Origin of the sequence: Bacterioplanoides sp. (assembly GCF_965219715.1) — a bacterium.
In the GTDB taxonomy this organism is placed as follows: Bacteria; Pseudomonadota; Gammaproteobacteria; order Pseudomonadales; family Oceanobacteraceae; genus Bacterioplanoides.
The window spans coordinates 4,652,760-4,667,896 of the sequence record NZ_OZ244785.1; the positions used below are offsets into that span (position 1 = coordinate 4,652,760).

Genomic DNA, 15,137 nt, shown 5'->3' on the forward strand with positions numbered 1-15,137 from the left:
TAAGCGGAGTGATGCCGTGTCAGAGCTATTTATGGTGCGCCATGCTCAGGCTTCTTTAGGTGCTGAAAACTACGACCAGTTATCCGAGCTGGGTTATCAGCAAGCGCGCTGGCTGGGAGACTACCTGGCCGATGCACAATTGCAGTTTGATCATGTGTTCTGCGGCAATATGGCCCGACATCGTCAGACGCTGGAAGGCATCCGCCAGGCGCTGGGTTCGGCTTGTCCGGATGAACAGATCATGCCGGGGCTGGATGAGTTTGATTTTAAGGCGCTGGTCAGTGCCTATCGTCACGGTTGTGCTGACACTCAGGAGCCTCAATCCATTGCTGATTATTATCGTTTGCTGAAGCAGGCGTTGCAGGCGTGGTCGCAAGATAAATTGGGTCATCAGGCAGATGGGTCGCCGCTCCCCGAAACCTGGCAGCAGTTTCAGCAACGGGTCAGTCAGAGTTATCAGCATATTCAGACGCTTTGCAGCGGTAAGGTGCTGGTGGTCAGTTCCGGCGGCGCTAATGCCATGTGGCTATCGCAGGTGTTGCAGGCGCCACAACAAACCATGATTGAACTGAATCTGCAGAGTATCAACACCGGTTTAAGCCACTTCTTTTTTAATCGCCAGGCCATGCGCCTGAGTCAATTTAATTCAATACCGCATCTGGATACCGCAGAGCGGCGTAAACACATTACCTATGGTTAGTTAGAAACAGGGTTAAACATCACCCAGTGCTAAGCATAAGAATTTTCCGACGACGGAGCTAAGTTATGGATTTTGAATACAACGACAAAGTAAAAAATCTGGTTCAGCAGGTTCGTGATTTTATGGATGAATATATTTATCCCAACGAACAGCTATTTCACGATCAGGTAAAAGCAGAGCCCTGGGTCACTCCGCCAATTATGGAAGAGCTGAAAGCCAAGGCGAAAGAAAAAGGCCTGTGGAATTTCTTTTTGCCAAAAAGTTACGGTGAATACAGCCCGGGTTTAACCACGCTGGAATATGCTCCGCTTGCTGAAGAAATGGGCAAGGTGATGTGGGCGTCCGAAGTGTTTAACTGCGCAGCGCCCGATACCGGCAATATGGAAGTGTTAGCAAAATACGGTAACGAGCAACAAAAGAAACAATGGCTGGAGCCTTTATTAAACGGGGAAATCCGTTCAGCGTTTGCCATGACCGAACCGGAGGTGGCGTCCAGTGATGCCACCAATATTGAAACCCGTATCGAACGTGACGGTGACGACTACGTTATTAATGGCAAAAAGTTTTACATCAGTGGTGCTTGTCGTAAGTCCTGCGAAATCATGATTGTGATGGGTAAAACCGACCCGGATAACAGCAACCGTTATGTACAGCAATCGCAGATCTTAGTACCAACCAATACACCCGGGGTAAAAATTACCCGACCAATGACGGTGTTTGGTTATGACGATGCACCGGAAGGCCATGCGGAAGTTATTTTCGAAAACGTTCGGGTTCCAGCGGAGAATATTATTCTCGGTGAAGGCCGTGGTTTTGAAATTGCACAGGGGCGTTTAGGCCCGGGTCGGATTCACCATTGTATGCGCAGCATTGGCGCTGCCCAGCGTGCGTTGGAAATGATGGCAAAACGCGCTAACGAACGTGTGGTGTTTGGTCGCCCGATGATTAAACAACAATCTGTGCGTGAAGATATTGCCCGCTCCGCTTGTCAGATTGAACAGGCGCGGTTGATGACGTTAAAAGCCGCTCAGAAAATGGATGAGGCCGGTAATAAAGCGGCTAAAGATTTAATCGCCATGATTAAAATTGTGGCGCCTAACATGGCGCTGGATGTGATTGATCGTGCCATTCAGATTCATGGTGCTGTGGGTGTCAGTCAGGATACCTTCCTGGCGCATATGTTTGCCGGACAGCGCACACTGCGACTGGCAGACGGCCCGGATCAGGTGCATATGATGCAACTCGGTCGTGATATCGCCAAACGCTTCGAAACGGCGGAGTCTTAATCATGACGGCAGCAACAGCAAAGGCAAAGGCAGTTGATCAGCTGGATGAAGAAAAGCTTGCCAGCTATCTGGAGCAACATGTTGATGGTTTTAAAGGACCATTAACCGCAACCAAGTTTGCCGGTGGCCAGTCTAATCCGACCTTTAAAATTGAAGCACAGTCCGGCGTATATGTATTACGCCGCCAGCCGCCGGGTAAATTATTAAAATCGGCCCACGCGGTGGACCGTGAATATCGCATTCTTAATGCATTACAAGACACCGATGTGCCGGTGGCGCAGGTGTATCACTTGTGTGAGGACCGCGATGTGATTGGCTCAATGTTTTATCTGATGGAATTCTGCGACGGTCTGATTCATTGGGACGCGGCATTAAAAAATGCCGCCAGCAATGAGCAGCGTGGCGCCATGTACGATGAAATGAATCGGGTATTAGCGGCAATTCATTCGGTTGATCTGGAAAAAACCGGATTGAGCGATTACGGCAAGCCGGGTAATTATTTCCAGCGTCAGTTTGAGCGTTGGTCGGCGCAGTATAAAGCGTCGGAATTACAGCCAATTCCGGAAATGGATCAACTGATTCAGTGGCTCGGCGATAACCTGCCGGAAGACGATGGCAAGGTATCCATCGTTCATGGTGATTTCCGTCTCGATAACCTGATGTTCGATCAGGGCAATAATAAAGTGATTGCGGTACTGGACTGGGAGCTTTCAACCCTTGGCCATCCGTATGCCGATCTGGCGTATCAATGCATGGGTCTGCGTTTACCGGTGAGCGATAAGCCGAATACCTTGTCGGGCCTGATGGGGCTGGATGCCGCAGCGCTGGGTATTCCCAGTGAAAAAGAATATGTGGCGAAATATTGCCAGCGTATGGGAATTTCAGAAATCGAAAACTGGAATTTCTATCTGGGCTTCAGCTTCTTCCGTCTGGCGGCGATTGCTCAGGGTGTGGCTAAACGTGCTGCCGACGGTAATGCGTCGAATAAAGCAGCCGGATCGGTGGGCGCTATGGTGCAACCGCTGGCGAGCACTGGCCTGAATATCGTAACCAACCAATAAGGAGCCGATGATGTCTACTCAACTATTTAATCTGAGCGGCAAGGTGGCTCTGGTCACCGGAGCCAGCCGTGGCATTGGCGAAGAAATCGCTAAATTATTTGGCGAGCAGGGCGCTCATGTGATCGTCTCCAGTCGCAAACTGGATGACTGCCAGAAAGTGGCGGACGCGATTGTGGCGAATGGCGGCAGTGCAGAAGGTCTGGCGTGTCATATTGGTGATATGCAGCAAATTCAGGATACCTTTGCTGCGATTCGCGAAAAACACGGCAAGCTGGATATTCTGGTGAACAATGCGGCGACCAATCCATATTTTGGCAATATTTTAGATACCGATCTGGATGCCTTTAATAAAACCGTGGAAGTAAATATCCGTGGTTATTTCTTTATGTCGATTGAAGCGGGCAAATTAATGCGTGAAAACGGCGGTGGCAGCATTGTAAATACCGCTTCTGTTAATGCCTTACAGCCTGGCATGGGACAAGCCATTTATTCCATGACTAAAGCTTCAGTTGTGAGCCTGACCAAAGCCATGGCAAAAGAAACCGCACGTTTTGGTATTCGTTGTAATGCGATTTTGCCGGGATTAACCAAAACCAAATTTGCCGGTGCTTTGTTTGATGACGACAAAAGTTATCAGACCCTGGTGAAAGATATTCCAATGGCGCGTCACGCGGAGCCGCAGGAAATGGCGGGTACCGTGTTGTATCTGGCGTCGGATGCAAGTTCTTACACCAACGGCGAATGTATCGTGGTTGATGGCGGTTTAACGATTTAAGGTTTGGAGGTTGATATGGCTCTTGATCCACTATTGGATTTTAGCGGTAAAGTGGTATTGCTGACGGGTGCTGCCAGTGGTTTTGGTGCCATTATGGCGCAGGAATTTTCTGAGCGTGGTGCACGTTTGGTATTGGGCGACATTAATGAAGCCGGGTTAAATGAACTGGCTGAAAGCCTGCCAGGCGAAGTGGTTACCCGCTTATGCAACGTTACTAAAGAAGCCGACTGTCAGTTACTGGTGGAAACTGCGGTGGCTGAATTTGGTCGCCTGGATATTGCCATTAATAATGCCGGAGGTGGCCAGCCGCTGGGTAAGCTCACTACGGTGACGGAAGAGACGCTGGATCGTCAGTTTGCTCTTAATGCCAAAAGTGTTGCACTCGGTATGAAGCATCAGATCAATCAGATGCTGAACCAGGGTGAAGGTGGCGCTATCTTAAATGTCAGCTCAATGGCTGGCCTGGGTGGTGCACCGACCATTGGTGCGTATTCTATGGCGAAGCACGCAGTGATTGGTGCTACACGTACGGCGGCGATTGAATTTGCTAAGCAAAATATCCGGGTTAATGCGGTGTGTCCGTTTTTCAGCCCAACACCGTTAATCACCGAATCGGCACTGGCTCCGGCGCAGGAAACCCTGGCTCAGGGTTGTCCGATGAAGCGCCTGGGTTTACCGGAGGAAATGACTAACGTCATGCTGATGTTATGTTCCCCGACTAACACCTATATGACGGGTCAGGCGATCGCCATTGATGGTGGCTTATCAGCATCGTGAGGCTTTGCCGCTAGGACGTATTTGATTGAACGACAGAAGCCGGATCAGATGACTGATCCGGCTTTTTTGTGTTCTGAGTGTCCGGTATTTCTCTGGATTATCGTTTTATTACAGGTCGTCAGCCAGCTTGCTCAAAATATTCGGTAGTGATAATTTAGACATCAAATGAAACAGCGGCTTCGCCTGGTGGTTTCGCTGGCTGTTACAGAAGGGAATTGTCTTGCTATGGAAGGTTTCAGGTTGAAATCCAATGTTGGTCCTTATCCTTCCGGAAAGTCCCTCAACCTTGCAAGGTCTTGGAGCTTGCAAGGTACGCGACCTTGTAAGAGCACACTATTAAAATGTTACATGCCTAGGAGAATAATCAGCATTGGATGATGATCAGTTTTACCCAGATTGGCTTTACAAGAAGCTAATTGAGGATGACTTACCTTGGGATCAAAAGTCACCGCATAATCTTGAAGAGTTCTTGAGTAAGTTTACTCTCCATGATTCTTTCTGGGTCGGTGTATTTCATCACGTAGCATTTGATAGGTCTGTTACGCTGGCATTTCAATGGGACTCCGTTTGGTTGCCAGATGAAGTAGAAGAAGGAACTTCACATGTTGATGATTGGCCATACTTGTTTGTGCAACTCAACGAAGTGGAAGAAGTGTCCAAAGCGAACTTCGTAGAGTTAGATGGTATAAATCGCGCCATCGGAGGTGCTGAAATAATGAAATTAGAAGGTGCAAACCATTTAGCAATTGATGATGTTTATGGTGGCCAAGTGAACGTCGTCTTTAAAGGTAAGCATTCCATTATCGCGCTTAATCCTGATGGTTCGGTGCTCGAAATATGAATACATGTAACAAGCGCATGTTGCCGGAATGGTTTTCCACTGTGCTCCAAACCATCCGCAAATGCGGGCGTTAGAGTTCACCACTATGAAGAAATTGACTTTAATTTTGGGTTTACTTTCTATGTTCAGCTTCGCTAAAGCAGCGGAATATTCTGAGGGCCAGGTTTGGTCTTATAAAACAAGAGCTGGTGAAGAGAAATCAACGGTTCTAATTAATAAAGTTGAGACAAATGAAAAGTTAGGAAACATCTATCACATTAGTCTCAACGAAGTTAAAGTTAAGAACCCTCATATAGCCGGTGGCTTTTCAAGTGAGCTGCCTCATTTTCCAGTATCTGAAGAAACTTTGAAGAAAAGCCTTCTTAAGCTCGTTGGTAATACTACTCCGAATCCAGACTATATAGAGGGCTACCACACTTGGAAATCTGCTTTTGATGCTGGAGAGGCAGGCATATTTACTATATCCGTAGCTGAGATCGTTGGATTTATTGAAGATACAATCAAACAAAGCAATTAAAAATCGCCCACAAAATGCGCGGGTTGGACTCGCTAACACTCGCCTTTTATTGCGGCGTTATAAGCCTTGGATAAATGGAAATAGCCTATGAAAGAAATAATTACCGATGGGACAATTAGCTCCATTACCTCGAATCTCAATGATGCTGCCAATAACTTTAAAGCCACTTGGTTTCGAGGTCAGCCCAATTACACTCATAAGCTATTACCAAGCATCTTTAGGCAGAGAAATGACTTCGGGATTAGTTTCAATGAAAAAAAGATGTTCGACGAATTTAAGCGTAGGTACCCTGATCAGTCATCTAATCATAAGACCACTTACGAATGGTTAACCCTGATGCAGCATTATGGCCTTCCAACAAGATTACTTGACTGGTCCAGTAATCTTTTAGTTGGTTTGTATTTTTGTTGTATTTCAGATGAGGAGGTCGATGGAGCTCTATATGTCTTTGATCCAACATATATGGAGAGGGACTATCAGTTTAATGAGCTATTGGAGATGCAGATTCAAGAAAAAACCAGAGCAGACTTTTTCAGAAGGCTTGTGTACCGAGTGCCAGATCTCCTTAATGATGAATCTCGTATAAACAATATTCGAGTAGGTGATATAAAAGAAGATATCATGATTTCAAAAGAGTTCTTTGGCCTTTCAACTGGTAGCAAGGCTAATTTTAATAGCTTAACTATTCAGCAGAAGCTTGTTAATACCAATGATCATAATGGAAATCCATTGCCTTATGTGGAGCAAGATATTCTTAGGGCTTTCTCAAATATAGTCCCTTTTAGAGCCCCTCATTTAAATCCAAGGATACGCCAGCAGCATGGTCTATTCACGTTTCATGGAGGCATGTTCATTGATGGCGAAGAGTTCATTAAGGTTGAAGATATGGAACAAGATCATTACGCAGGGGATTCTTTACTTAAAATTAAGATTTTGGCTAAAGACAAGCCAACTCTTCTTAAGGAGTTGGAGTATGTTGGTATAAGAGAAGCAACCTTGTTTCCTGAAATGGAATATCAGGCAAAAGAAATTAGACATCAGTTTTCTACCCAGCATGGCTTATAACAAGTCAATTAACTACGCGCCTTCGGCGCCGGACGCAGCAAAGCTGCGCCGGTTATTGAAGCGTTATACGTAAATATCATTGAGTTATTATGAGCTATCTAGAAGAAAGTAAATTGCCAGAAAACTGGGAGCTAATAGATTCAGAGGTGCAACGAAAGTTCTCCGATGAGCTTAAAAGAGAGGTTCCATCTGGTCACGTACTCTTTGGCATTAATGCTTCGGCTATTGCTAGGAGAGAAGACAGAGATGACTTCCTATTTTTAATTAAACATCCAGAGTACAAATATTCGGAAGTGCATTTAACATGGAGCATTGAGACAGATCCTGCTTGGCCGCCTGCAAGCCTTTTTAAAAGCATAGATGAGTGGAAACAAGAAATTATAGATGATGCTTGGTAGTATAAAATCGTATAACAAGCGCATCATGATCGCAGCCTTCGGCTGCTGGGACGGCTTACATTTCGTTCGTTCCTCACTATATTACAGCCGCCCCATATGCGGGCGTTAGTGCTCCACTCGGTCCAGGTAAGGAATCTCGTATATGTCGAATTTCGGCCGTATAAATGCTAAAGGCATGGTGATAACGAAAAAAATATACTCTCAGATAGAGATGGTTGAGCTTGCCAATTCATTAGGAAGAATTGCAAGGCATCCAAACGGGGAAAAGTTGGCGATATTAAAATCAAGCAATGGTGCCAATTCTCGACCAGGAACATTCAGCAAAAATTATGGGTTATCTGCGTTTCCGTTTCACACAGATACTTCATTTTGGGGTGAGCCAGCAAGATACATCGTAATGGGCATGTTAAACAAGAGTTCCTGCTCGACTAACTATATATCCATCGATGATCTATTCGATCTTTATAAAGGTGATTTTGTTCGTGAGGGGCAAAAATCTATTTATTTAATCGAGACTTTTGAGGGGTGCAAATACACATTACCAATATTTTATAGAAATGGAGAATTAGGGTTACGATTTGACCCCAATATAATGACACCCTTGAGCAAGCACGCCTGTAGCTTTCACTTGAAGCTGCAGGAAGCAATAAATAGCGCAGAGCCTGAAAGAATTGAATGGGTGGGCAACAAAGCAGTTATTATTGATAATTGGAAATATTTACACAGCCGATCTGCTGTCAAGGGCGAAGATCGTGAAGTGTTAAGAGTTTACTTGGAGAGCTAGATGAGTTGGGATAAAGATTCGCTTTGGGCAAAGTCAAAACTATATTTTGAACGCTCATTTGAAGTAGATAGAACAGATGATGTCTTTGGACTCTGGTGTGCGATGGGGTTGGAATTATTATCACGCTCTACAATTGCAAATTTTAGCCCAATGCTTCTAGCTGAACCCGATAAGGATCAGCGTAACTTATTAACTGCTCTTGGATTGGGCTCATCAACGGCACAAAGGAAATCGATCCCAACAAATCAAGTGCTTCGATTGTGCAAAGAGTTAATACCTCAGTTTACAGATGATGAGCTTTCAATCGCCCTTGCTCTCGCTGGTAGGCGTAATGAAGAACTTCATTCTGGTACAGCAGCTTTTGTTGAATATAAACATCAAAAGTGGATTGGTGGCTTTTATAAGTGCTGCAAGGTATTAGCAGAAGCACAAGGTGAAAGTCTAACTAGTTTGCTCGGAGAAGAAGCACAAACAGCTGAGAAGATAATTGATGAACTAAAGGATGAAGTAACTAGTAAAGTTAAAAGTCGAATTGCAGCTTATGCAAAGGTTTTTGGTGAAAAAGAGCCGGATAAACAAGAGAGCCTGAAGCAGGAATCAGAAAAGCAGGGGCTTTCGCTTAGTCATCATAAACATCATAGAGTTGAATGCCCAGCTTGCAAATGTGTTGCTACAGTCCAAGGTGATACCTATGGGAGAGAGCAAATTGAAAATAAGGAAGATGAAATTGTGGTCCGGCAATCAGTTATACCAACTAAGTTTTCATGCGATGCGTGTGGCCTTAAGTTGAATGGATATGGTGAGTTAATGGCCGCGAATGTAGCTGACCATTTTACTCACCGCGTGCATTATACGCCCGAAGAATTCTATGAGCTTGTAGATCCAAACGATAGAGACGCTATGGATGCTTATGCGGAAGAGCACGGGTACTACCATTTCAGCAATGACTAATGCACTAACAAGTTGCAGCACGCAGACCCAGCTACGCGCCGCTAGCATGTGGTTTGCTGCGCAAACTTACCACATGCTAGCTCTGCTTCGCTGGGCTGGTGTGCAAGGCGTTATGCACACTTATGAACATTGAAGAATTTGTACAAAAGGCTATTAGAGAAGATATTTCGATAACAGATATTGAAAGCTATTCGAAATCATCCAGTACTGATATTGAAAGTGCCTTTAATAAATTGTCACTGCATTTTGCAGAGAAATTCAATGAGGGTAGTATTTCTTACACAGATTGTGACTTTGCTATGAATGGCATATGGCCAATAATGCTAGATTACATCATGGAGAAAGACATCCCATTGTTAGAACCCTGCTATGAAATCTACTGTGCATTTGACGCAGGTGAATATAATCATGGCGATGACGCAGACCCAGTAGAGAAATATACTTTGCCTGCAATAAAAGAGATTTTAGAAAATGCATAACAAGCAGCACGTTAAGCACAACTTCGTTGTGCAGGACTGCCAAACTGCTTCGCAATTTGTCAGCCCGTGTGCTGGGCGTTATACGCAAAGGGAGCATCATGCTTAAGAATTTGATTGTTAGTCTGGCCTTAGTAACTCCGCTATTCGCTGTGGCCGAAGAAAAGCAACCAGAATTTGAGATTTCCTGCCAAGATGGCCCTAAGGAAATGGTCACGGAGGTTCCGAAGCTTGTTCAAGCACTAGCAAGTGTTAAATGCACAATTTACGGTCAAATTATAACTGGTTCGGAAGGCGTCCTTTGGAACTATCCTGGTGGCTTTGCCCCAGTAATAATTCCAGCCCAAATGGTTCGAGCCCAGCCAGAAAAAGTAAATAATGAATTTCACTTCACTTCTGTTGCAGCAAAGAAACTAAGTCAAAAAGAAGCCGCTGAAATATATAAAGGCTTTGGCCAAGGCTTCGATGAAATACCAAAAGAAGCGCCTGAAACCATTGAGATCGTCGCCACTAATCAGAAAGGTGTAACTCAAAAGGTCTATCTCTTTCAACTGGCACCAGAAACTATATGGGGTTTTACCTGCCAACCAACATGCAAGCCAGAAATGTCATTTATGGTAATGAAGTTTGAGCGTCCAAAATCGTAAGCGTATAACAAGTGCATGTTGTTCGCCCCTGCGGGGCTGGTACCTCCGTTCCGCTGCGCTTCACTTCGGCCCCAAATGCAAGCGTTAGTTGCCGAGGAGAATTAGGTACATGATTCGAAACGAGAAGGACTTTTCAAGCTGGTTAGATAGCCAGCTCAGTGTTGAAATACCGGCGCACATAATTGCGTTTAATATTAACGTTTATGAGTCACCATTTATTGTTGAAATTGTTGGCTCCAATGAATTCGATGCCGAAGATGAAGATTGGGCGTGCAACGAAGATTGGGTTCCTAAAGTTCGTTCTATTGAGGTTTCAAACGATTTACTTGGCAGCACTTGGGAAGTTGCAGAGCAAAATATTGTTAATATGGCTCGTGGTTATTTCAAATCAAATTACGTTAATGCAGGTAAACTAAAGCAAGCAAAAGCATTTGCTGTTGGGTTCGTGGATGGCAATCTAAATTTGATTAAATAGGCAACTAACAAGTGCCTAAACCAAAAGGATGATCTTGCCCCGATAATCAGACGCCCTTAAATCACTCACAGGTGCCTGATACCTAAACACTACAATCCAGGCAACCTACAAAAGTCTTTGAATTATCCCTCTGTGCCAGGCATCAACGAATCCTTCGCCTCTGAAAAGTGAATCTTTCCTGGCACAAATTGTCTTTTTCTTGTCTCTATCCGGCAATCATCCCGATTGTCAGCCCTTTATTATCAGATCAGCTAGCCGTTGATGGCGAGTTCTTCACTCCTTGAGGGTAGTAGGTTAGGGCTATCCCGTCGTCAGCGACACTTTTTAATCAGCCATTTCTCCCTGCTTTTTGTTAGCCACTCTGTCTGAATTCACCCTGTGATCGCCATAACCCAAAGTGCATAATGCCCGGCGCTAATAATTAGATAAAACAAGGAATTCACCATGAGTCTGATTAATAAAATCAGCCGTGCTGTTGGGGTAGTGGCATTAGGGTCGACATTAGTTGGTTGTGATGGCCTGTTTAACCATATCGCAGAAAAAAATCTTGACGACGTTAACATCGAAATCGAAACCAGTGGTGTTGCTGAAGACGTAGAAATCCGCCGTGATGCTTACGGTGTACCTATGATTGAAGCGGCCAGTATTGGTGATCTTGCTTACGGCATGGGGTATTCCATGGCGCAGGATCGGCTCGCAGAGATGGTGGGAATGAACCTGCTATCTCGTGGCCGTTTAAGCGAAATGGCGGGTCCGATGGCGCTGGAGATGGATATCTACATGCGCACTTTGGGCGTAACCCAGGTTATCGAGCAACGGTACGCCGACCTGGACGCCGATATAAAAGCGCATTTGCAGCGTTTTGCCAAAGGGGTAAACGCCTATATTGATTCGCACGAAGATCGTTTACCGCTGGAGCTGACGCTCAGCGATTATCAGCCGGAAGCCTGGCACGCCAGCAACACCATCGGTATTTTTGTATTACTGAACCTCGGTGTTGGTTTTAATTTGCACGAAGAATTGGGTTTCCTGCAGTTTGCTCAGAAGTTTGGTTGGCAAAAGGCCGCTTATCTGGCACCGGTTTACCCGGATGAAAAGATCGATTTTGCCGAAGCAGAAAAGATTTCCCAATTGCAGCTCAGTGACGAAACGGTCGCTGCGCTGAACCAGCAGTTACAACGTATTTCAGCCGTCGAGCAGCAATTAAAGTCTGTTAATGGTCAGGGAATAGCTGCATCCAATAACTGGGCGGTGCATAAAAACAAAACGCAAAACGGCGCCTCTCTGGTGACCAATGACACACACTTATTGTTAACCCATCCGTCGACCTGGACTTTAATGGAGGTTAAAAGTCCGGAGTATTCCGGCGTTGGTATTACCCTGGCGGGGGTGCCTGCGCTGGTGGCGGGTTACAACGGTCATATCGCCTGGGGTGAAACCATGGTGATGGCCGATACCATGGATGTTTTTCTGGAAAAGCTGCGTGATAACGATGGCGTAACGGAATATCTGTATCAGGATAGCTGGTATCCGGTAACCGAACGGACAGAAGTAATTAAAGTTAAAGGTGAAGATGACGTTGAGTTGATTGTGCAGTCGACGCGTCATGGTCCACTGTTAAATACCGCACTGGCCGGCGAATCCAAGCATGAAATTGTACCGCCACAGATTCACAGTGAATACGGTTTAGCGCTGGCCTGGACCGCACAATATGCCGACAAAACCATTGAATCGTTTTTTAGCCTTGGTCAGGCGAAAAACCTAAAGCAGGTTGAAGAAGCATTAAACGGCGTTGGTTTTATTCACCTGAATGTGATTTACGGCGATGCCGACAGTATTGGCTGGCAGGTAACCGGAACTTACCCGCTGCGTAAAAAAGGCACCGGTCATTTCCCAAGCCCGGGCTGGACTGGTGAATATGATTGGACTGGCCCGTGGGGTGGTGAAAATACACCTCGCCAGGTTAACCCTGAACAAGGGTGGTTGGGCACCGGTAATCACCGAACGGTTGAGCCGGGCTTTTCTCCAACTCTGACCAGCTCCTGGTATTACCCGGAACGTTATGAACGTATCGCTCAGATGTTAAATACGTCGAAGAAACATAATTACGCCAGCATGGAAGCGATGCAGGCTGATCGTCGCGACGTATTTATCGCCAAGGTTCAGCAACGTTGGGCGGATGCAGATCAGTGGAAGAATATCGAAACGGCATTACAGCAGCTTGACGATGATGAGCAGGAAAATGCCCGCTTTATTCTCGAACGTATGATGGAATTTAACGGTGAAATGCGTGAAACCTCAGCCAATGCAGCAATCTGGGGCGCGCTGGAGCATAGCCTGACACGTGCGATCTTCCTCGATGAGTTAGGCCCGGATGACAGCCATTTGTGGCACGTATTTATGTCGGTGAATGGCCGTGCGTATTCGGCGTACCAGGATCATGTATTGGGTCGTGAAGGCGCGCCGTTCTGGGATGATGTTTCCACCGAAGAGGTTGAAGAGCAGGAAGCCGATATTATCGTGCGTGCTGCAGCGGACGCATATACACATCTTGAGCAACAGCTCGGAGATGAGGTTGCTGATTGGCAGTGGGGTAAGCTTCTGACTTATCACTGGCAAACCAACTCAACCAAGTTTCAGAAATACCTGTCCGGTGTAGAAGCTTATGCGGTTGGTAAGCTGGCCGGATATACCGATCGTGGCCCGTATCCGGCGGGTGGCAACCGTAATACGCTGAACGTCGCAGGGCATGATCTGGGAACGGATTATAAGGTCTGGAATGTACCGGCAATGCGTATGATTGTGGACTTCAGCCAGGAAGAGCCGCTCAGTTTAGTGGTTGCGGGTGGCCAGTCGGGTAACCCGGCGTCGCCACATTACGATGACGGCATCGATTTATGGCTGAGTCGTAAGAACCGCAATTTACCATTTAATTCGGATGAAAAAGTGAAAGCGCACTTTAAAGATCTGACGCTGCTGAAAGCCGTCAGTGAATAGCGCTGGTTAACGTCATAAAAGCGGTGGCTGAATAATCGCCGCCAAGCCATAATAACCCCGCAACGGTTTGTCCGTTGCGGGGTTTTCTTTTCTGGGGTTTTCTTTCCAGCAGCTTTCATTTGAGGGGCGGCATGACAAAAACAGTATTTATTTCCGGTGCGGGTAAGCGACTGGGTAAACAGCTGGCAGAGCATTATCTGGCTAAGCAGTACCGGGTAATCGCTCATTTTAATACGGTGAATGAATTACCGGATCATCCGTTATTAACCTGTATTCAGGCGGACTTATCGCAGCCACAGCAGCTGGAAGATCTTTGTCAGCAACTGCAACAATATGGGCCTTATACCGGTGTGATTCATAATGCTTCGTGTTTTGTTGCTGATCATGTTGCGGCGGAGGCGGGTGAGCCTTTGTCGAGTCATTTTCAAAAACATTTTGCAGTGCATGTACAGGCACCCATGGCGATTACTGAAGCGCTGCAGAATCACTGGGCTGATAACAGCTGGATGACGGTGATTTCGGATATTTACAGCGAAATTCCGAACGAAAAATTCGCGGTTTATTGTGCATCCAAAGCGGCATTGCAGAACTGGGCATTAAGTATGGCGCAGCGCTTATCGCCTCAGGTGCGTACCAATATTATTCAGCCGGGGCCGATCCAGTTTTTACCGGAACACAATGAAGCCTATCGTAATAAAGTGCTGTCTCAATCGTTAATCAAACATGAACTGGGATATCAGGCGATTGTTGAAGCATGTGATTACCTGGCTAACAGCCAGGCGGTTTGTGGCAATGTGATGCGGGTTGATGGTGGCCGTTTTGTTGCTAACCGTTATACCCAGACTTTCAGTTCTGAGTAACCTTGCTCTGCTCCCGCCATAATTGCTGAACTTGTTGATTGTAGCTGTCTTCAAGTTCGGCATTGATACAATGGCTCAGCTCGTCAGAGCGATACAGAATATCTATATCAATTGTGCGGTCTTTTTCTTTTCTGGCGGGGGTTTTTGCTTCCCGGCCAAGCGTACGTTCAATATTCTGTAGCTTTATTTTAAGAAAATTCGGCTGTTGCTCGCTGTGTAAAATAACCAGCTGATTCATAAACGGAAAATGGAAAGTATCACCCACCGCCGCGGTTGTAACAGCCGGCGACGCGGAAATTACATCTCCCTGCTGCTGTAATAATTCCAGAGCTTTTTTAAGGTTATTCTCTGGTTCAATATTGCTGCCTAAACCTAATAAAAAATAGCTCATGATTATTCCGTCTTGGGCATTTTTCCTGAATGGTTAATAACAACCATCAGTTAAAAATAAAAAAACTGTAAAAAGCTCTCGGCAAAAAGTCTGAATCTTGCCTGGAGGCCTAGAGTCTCATCTTTATGACTGCCAG

The 15,137-nt window shown here is 45.8% G+C and carries 17 protein-coding genes; 16 read left to right on the forward strand and 1 reads right to left on the reverse strand.

The genetic code is table 11. The features are described 5' to 3' along the window. The first annotated feature begins 16 nt into the window (after window positions 1–16). From ACOQOZ_RS21485 to ACOQOZ_RS21560, 16 genes are all read left to right on the forward strand, one after another. A complete protein-coding gene (locus tag ACOQOZ_RS21485; RefSeq protein ID WP_420590201.1) occupies window positions 17–700 on the forward strand; it encodes a histidine phosphatase family protein in 684 nt (227 codons plus the stop codon). A 65-nt stretch (window positions 701–765) separates the two neighbouring features. Further along, window positions 766–1,986 (forward strand): acyl-CoA dehydrogenase family protein, encoded by a 1,221-nt coding sequence (locus tag ACOQOZ_RS21490; protein ID WP_420590202.1) that lies wholly within the window; start codon window positions 766–768, stop codon window positions 1,984–1,986. Window positions 1,987–1,988: 2 nt separating this feature from the next. Beyond that, window positions 1,989–3,047, forward strand: coding sequence for a phosphotransferase (locus ACOQOZ_RS21495; RefSeq protein ID WP_420590203.1), 1,059 nt, complete (start codon window positions 1,989–1,991; stop codon window positions 3,045–3,047). A gap of 10 nt (window positions 3,048–3,057) precedes the next feature. After that, the gene (locus ACOQOZ_RS21500; RefSeq protein ID WP_420592443.1) at window positions 3,058–3,822 is read left to right on the forward strand and encodes an SDR family oxidoreductase; all 765 of its coding nucleotides are present in this window, start codon (window positions 3,058–3,060) and stop codon (window positions 3,820–3,822) included. A gap of 15 nt (window positions 3,823–3,837) precedes the next feature. After that, window positions 3,838–4,599 carry an SDR family NAD(P)-dependent oxidoreductase gene (locus ACOQOZ_RS21505; RefSeq protein ID WP_420590204.1) on the forward strand — a complete coding sequence of 254 codons (762 nt, stop codon included), beginning with the start codon at window positions 3,838–3,840 and terminating at the stop codon, window positions 4,597–4,599. Window positions 4,600–4,969: 370 nt separating this feature from the next. Then, window positions 4,970–5,440, forward strand: a complete 471-nt coding sequence (locus tag ACOQOZ_RS21510; protein WP_420590205.1) for a hypothetical protein — start codon at window positions 4,970–4,972, stop codon at window positions 5,438–5,440. Between the two features lie 85 nt (window positions 5,441–5,525). Further along, window positions 5,526–5,957 (forward strand): hypothetical protein, encoded by a 432-nt coding sequence (locus ACOQOZ_RS21515; protein ID WP_420590206.1) that lies wholly within the window; start codon window positions 5,526–5,528, stop codon window positions 5,955–5,957. Window positions 5,958–6,044: 87 nt separating this feature from the next. Beyond that, window positions 6,045–7,022 carry an FRG domain-containing protein gene (locus ACOQOZ_RS21520; RefSeq protein ID WP_420590207.1) on the forward strand — a complete coding sequence of 326 codons (978 nt, stop codon included), beginning with the start codon at window positions 6,045–6,047 and terminating at the stop codon, window positions 7,020–7,022. An 89-nt stretch (window positions 7,023–7,111) separates the two neighbouring features. Continuing rightward, window positions 7,112–7,420, forward strand: a complete 309-nt coding sequence (locus tag ACOQOZ_RS21525; protein ID WP_420590208.1) for a hypothetical protein — start codon at window positions 7,112–7,114, stop codon at window positions 7,418–7,420. Window positions 7,421–7,562: 142 nt separating this feature from the next. Beyond that, window positions 7,563–8,204: a hypothetical protein gene (locus ACOQOZ_RS21530; RefSeq protein WP_420590209.1), complete on the forward strand. Its 642-nt coding sequence runs from the start codon at window positions 7,563–7,565 to the stop codon at window positions 8,202–8,204. Beyond that, window positions 8,205–9,155 (forward strand): hypothetical protein, encoded by a 951-nt coding sequence (locus ACOQOZ_RS21535; RefSeq protein ID WP_420590210.1) that lies wholly within the window; start codon window positions 8,205–8,207, stop codon window positions 9,153–9,155. 122 nt (window positions 9,156–9,277) lie between these two features. Next, entirely contained in the window at window positions 9,278–9,634 is a 357-nt protein-coding gene (locus ACOQOZ_RS21540; RefSeq protein WP_420590211.1) for a hypothetical protein, read from the forward strand. 98 nt (window positions 9,635–9,732) lie between these two features. Then, window positions 9,733–10,278: a hypothetical protein gene (locus tag ACOQOZ_RS21545; protein WP_420590212.1), complete on the forward strand. Its 546-nt coding sequence runs from the start codon at window positions 9,733–9,735 to the stop codon at window positions 10,276–10,278. Between the two features lie 109 nt (window positions 10,279–10,387). After that, on the forward strand, window positions 10,388–10,753 hold the full coding sequence (locus tag ACOQOZ_RS21550; RefSeq protein ID WP_420590213.1) for a hypothetical protein: 366 nt from the start codon (window positions 10,388–10,390) through the stop codon (window positions 10,751–10,753). A gap of 444 nt (window positions 10,754–11,197) precedes the next feature. Beyond that, window positions 11,198–13,750, forward strand: coding sequence for a penicillin acylase family protein (locus tag ACOQOZ_RS21555; protein WP_420590214.1), 2,553 nt, complete (start codon window positions 11,198–11,200; stop codon window positions 13,748–13,750). Between the two features lie 131 nt (window positions 13,751–13,881). After that, window positions 13,882–14,610, forward strand: coding sequence for an SDR family NAD(P)-dependent oxidoreductase (locus ACOQOZ_RS21560; RefSeq protein WP_420590215.1), 729 nt, complete (start codon window positions 13,882–13,884; stop codon window positions 14,608–14,610). On the opposite strand, the gene folK is transcribed toward ACOQOZ_RS21560, so the two are convergent. Continuing rightward, window positions 14,597–15,001, reverse strand: coding sequence for a 2-amino-4-hydroxy-6-hydroxymethyldihydropteridine diphosphokinase (gene folK / locus ACOQOZ_RS21565; RefSeq protein ID WP_420590216.1), 405 nt, complete (start codon window positions 14,999–15,001; stop codon window positions 14,597–14,599). The two genes, ACOQOZ_RS21560 and folK, sit on opposite strands and share 14 nt — an antisense overlap. Window positions 15,002–15,137 lie beyond the last annotated feature (136 nt).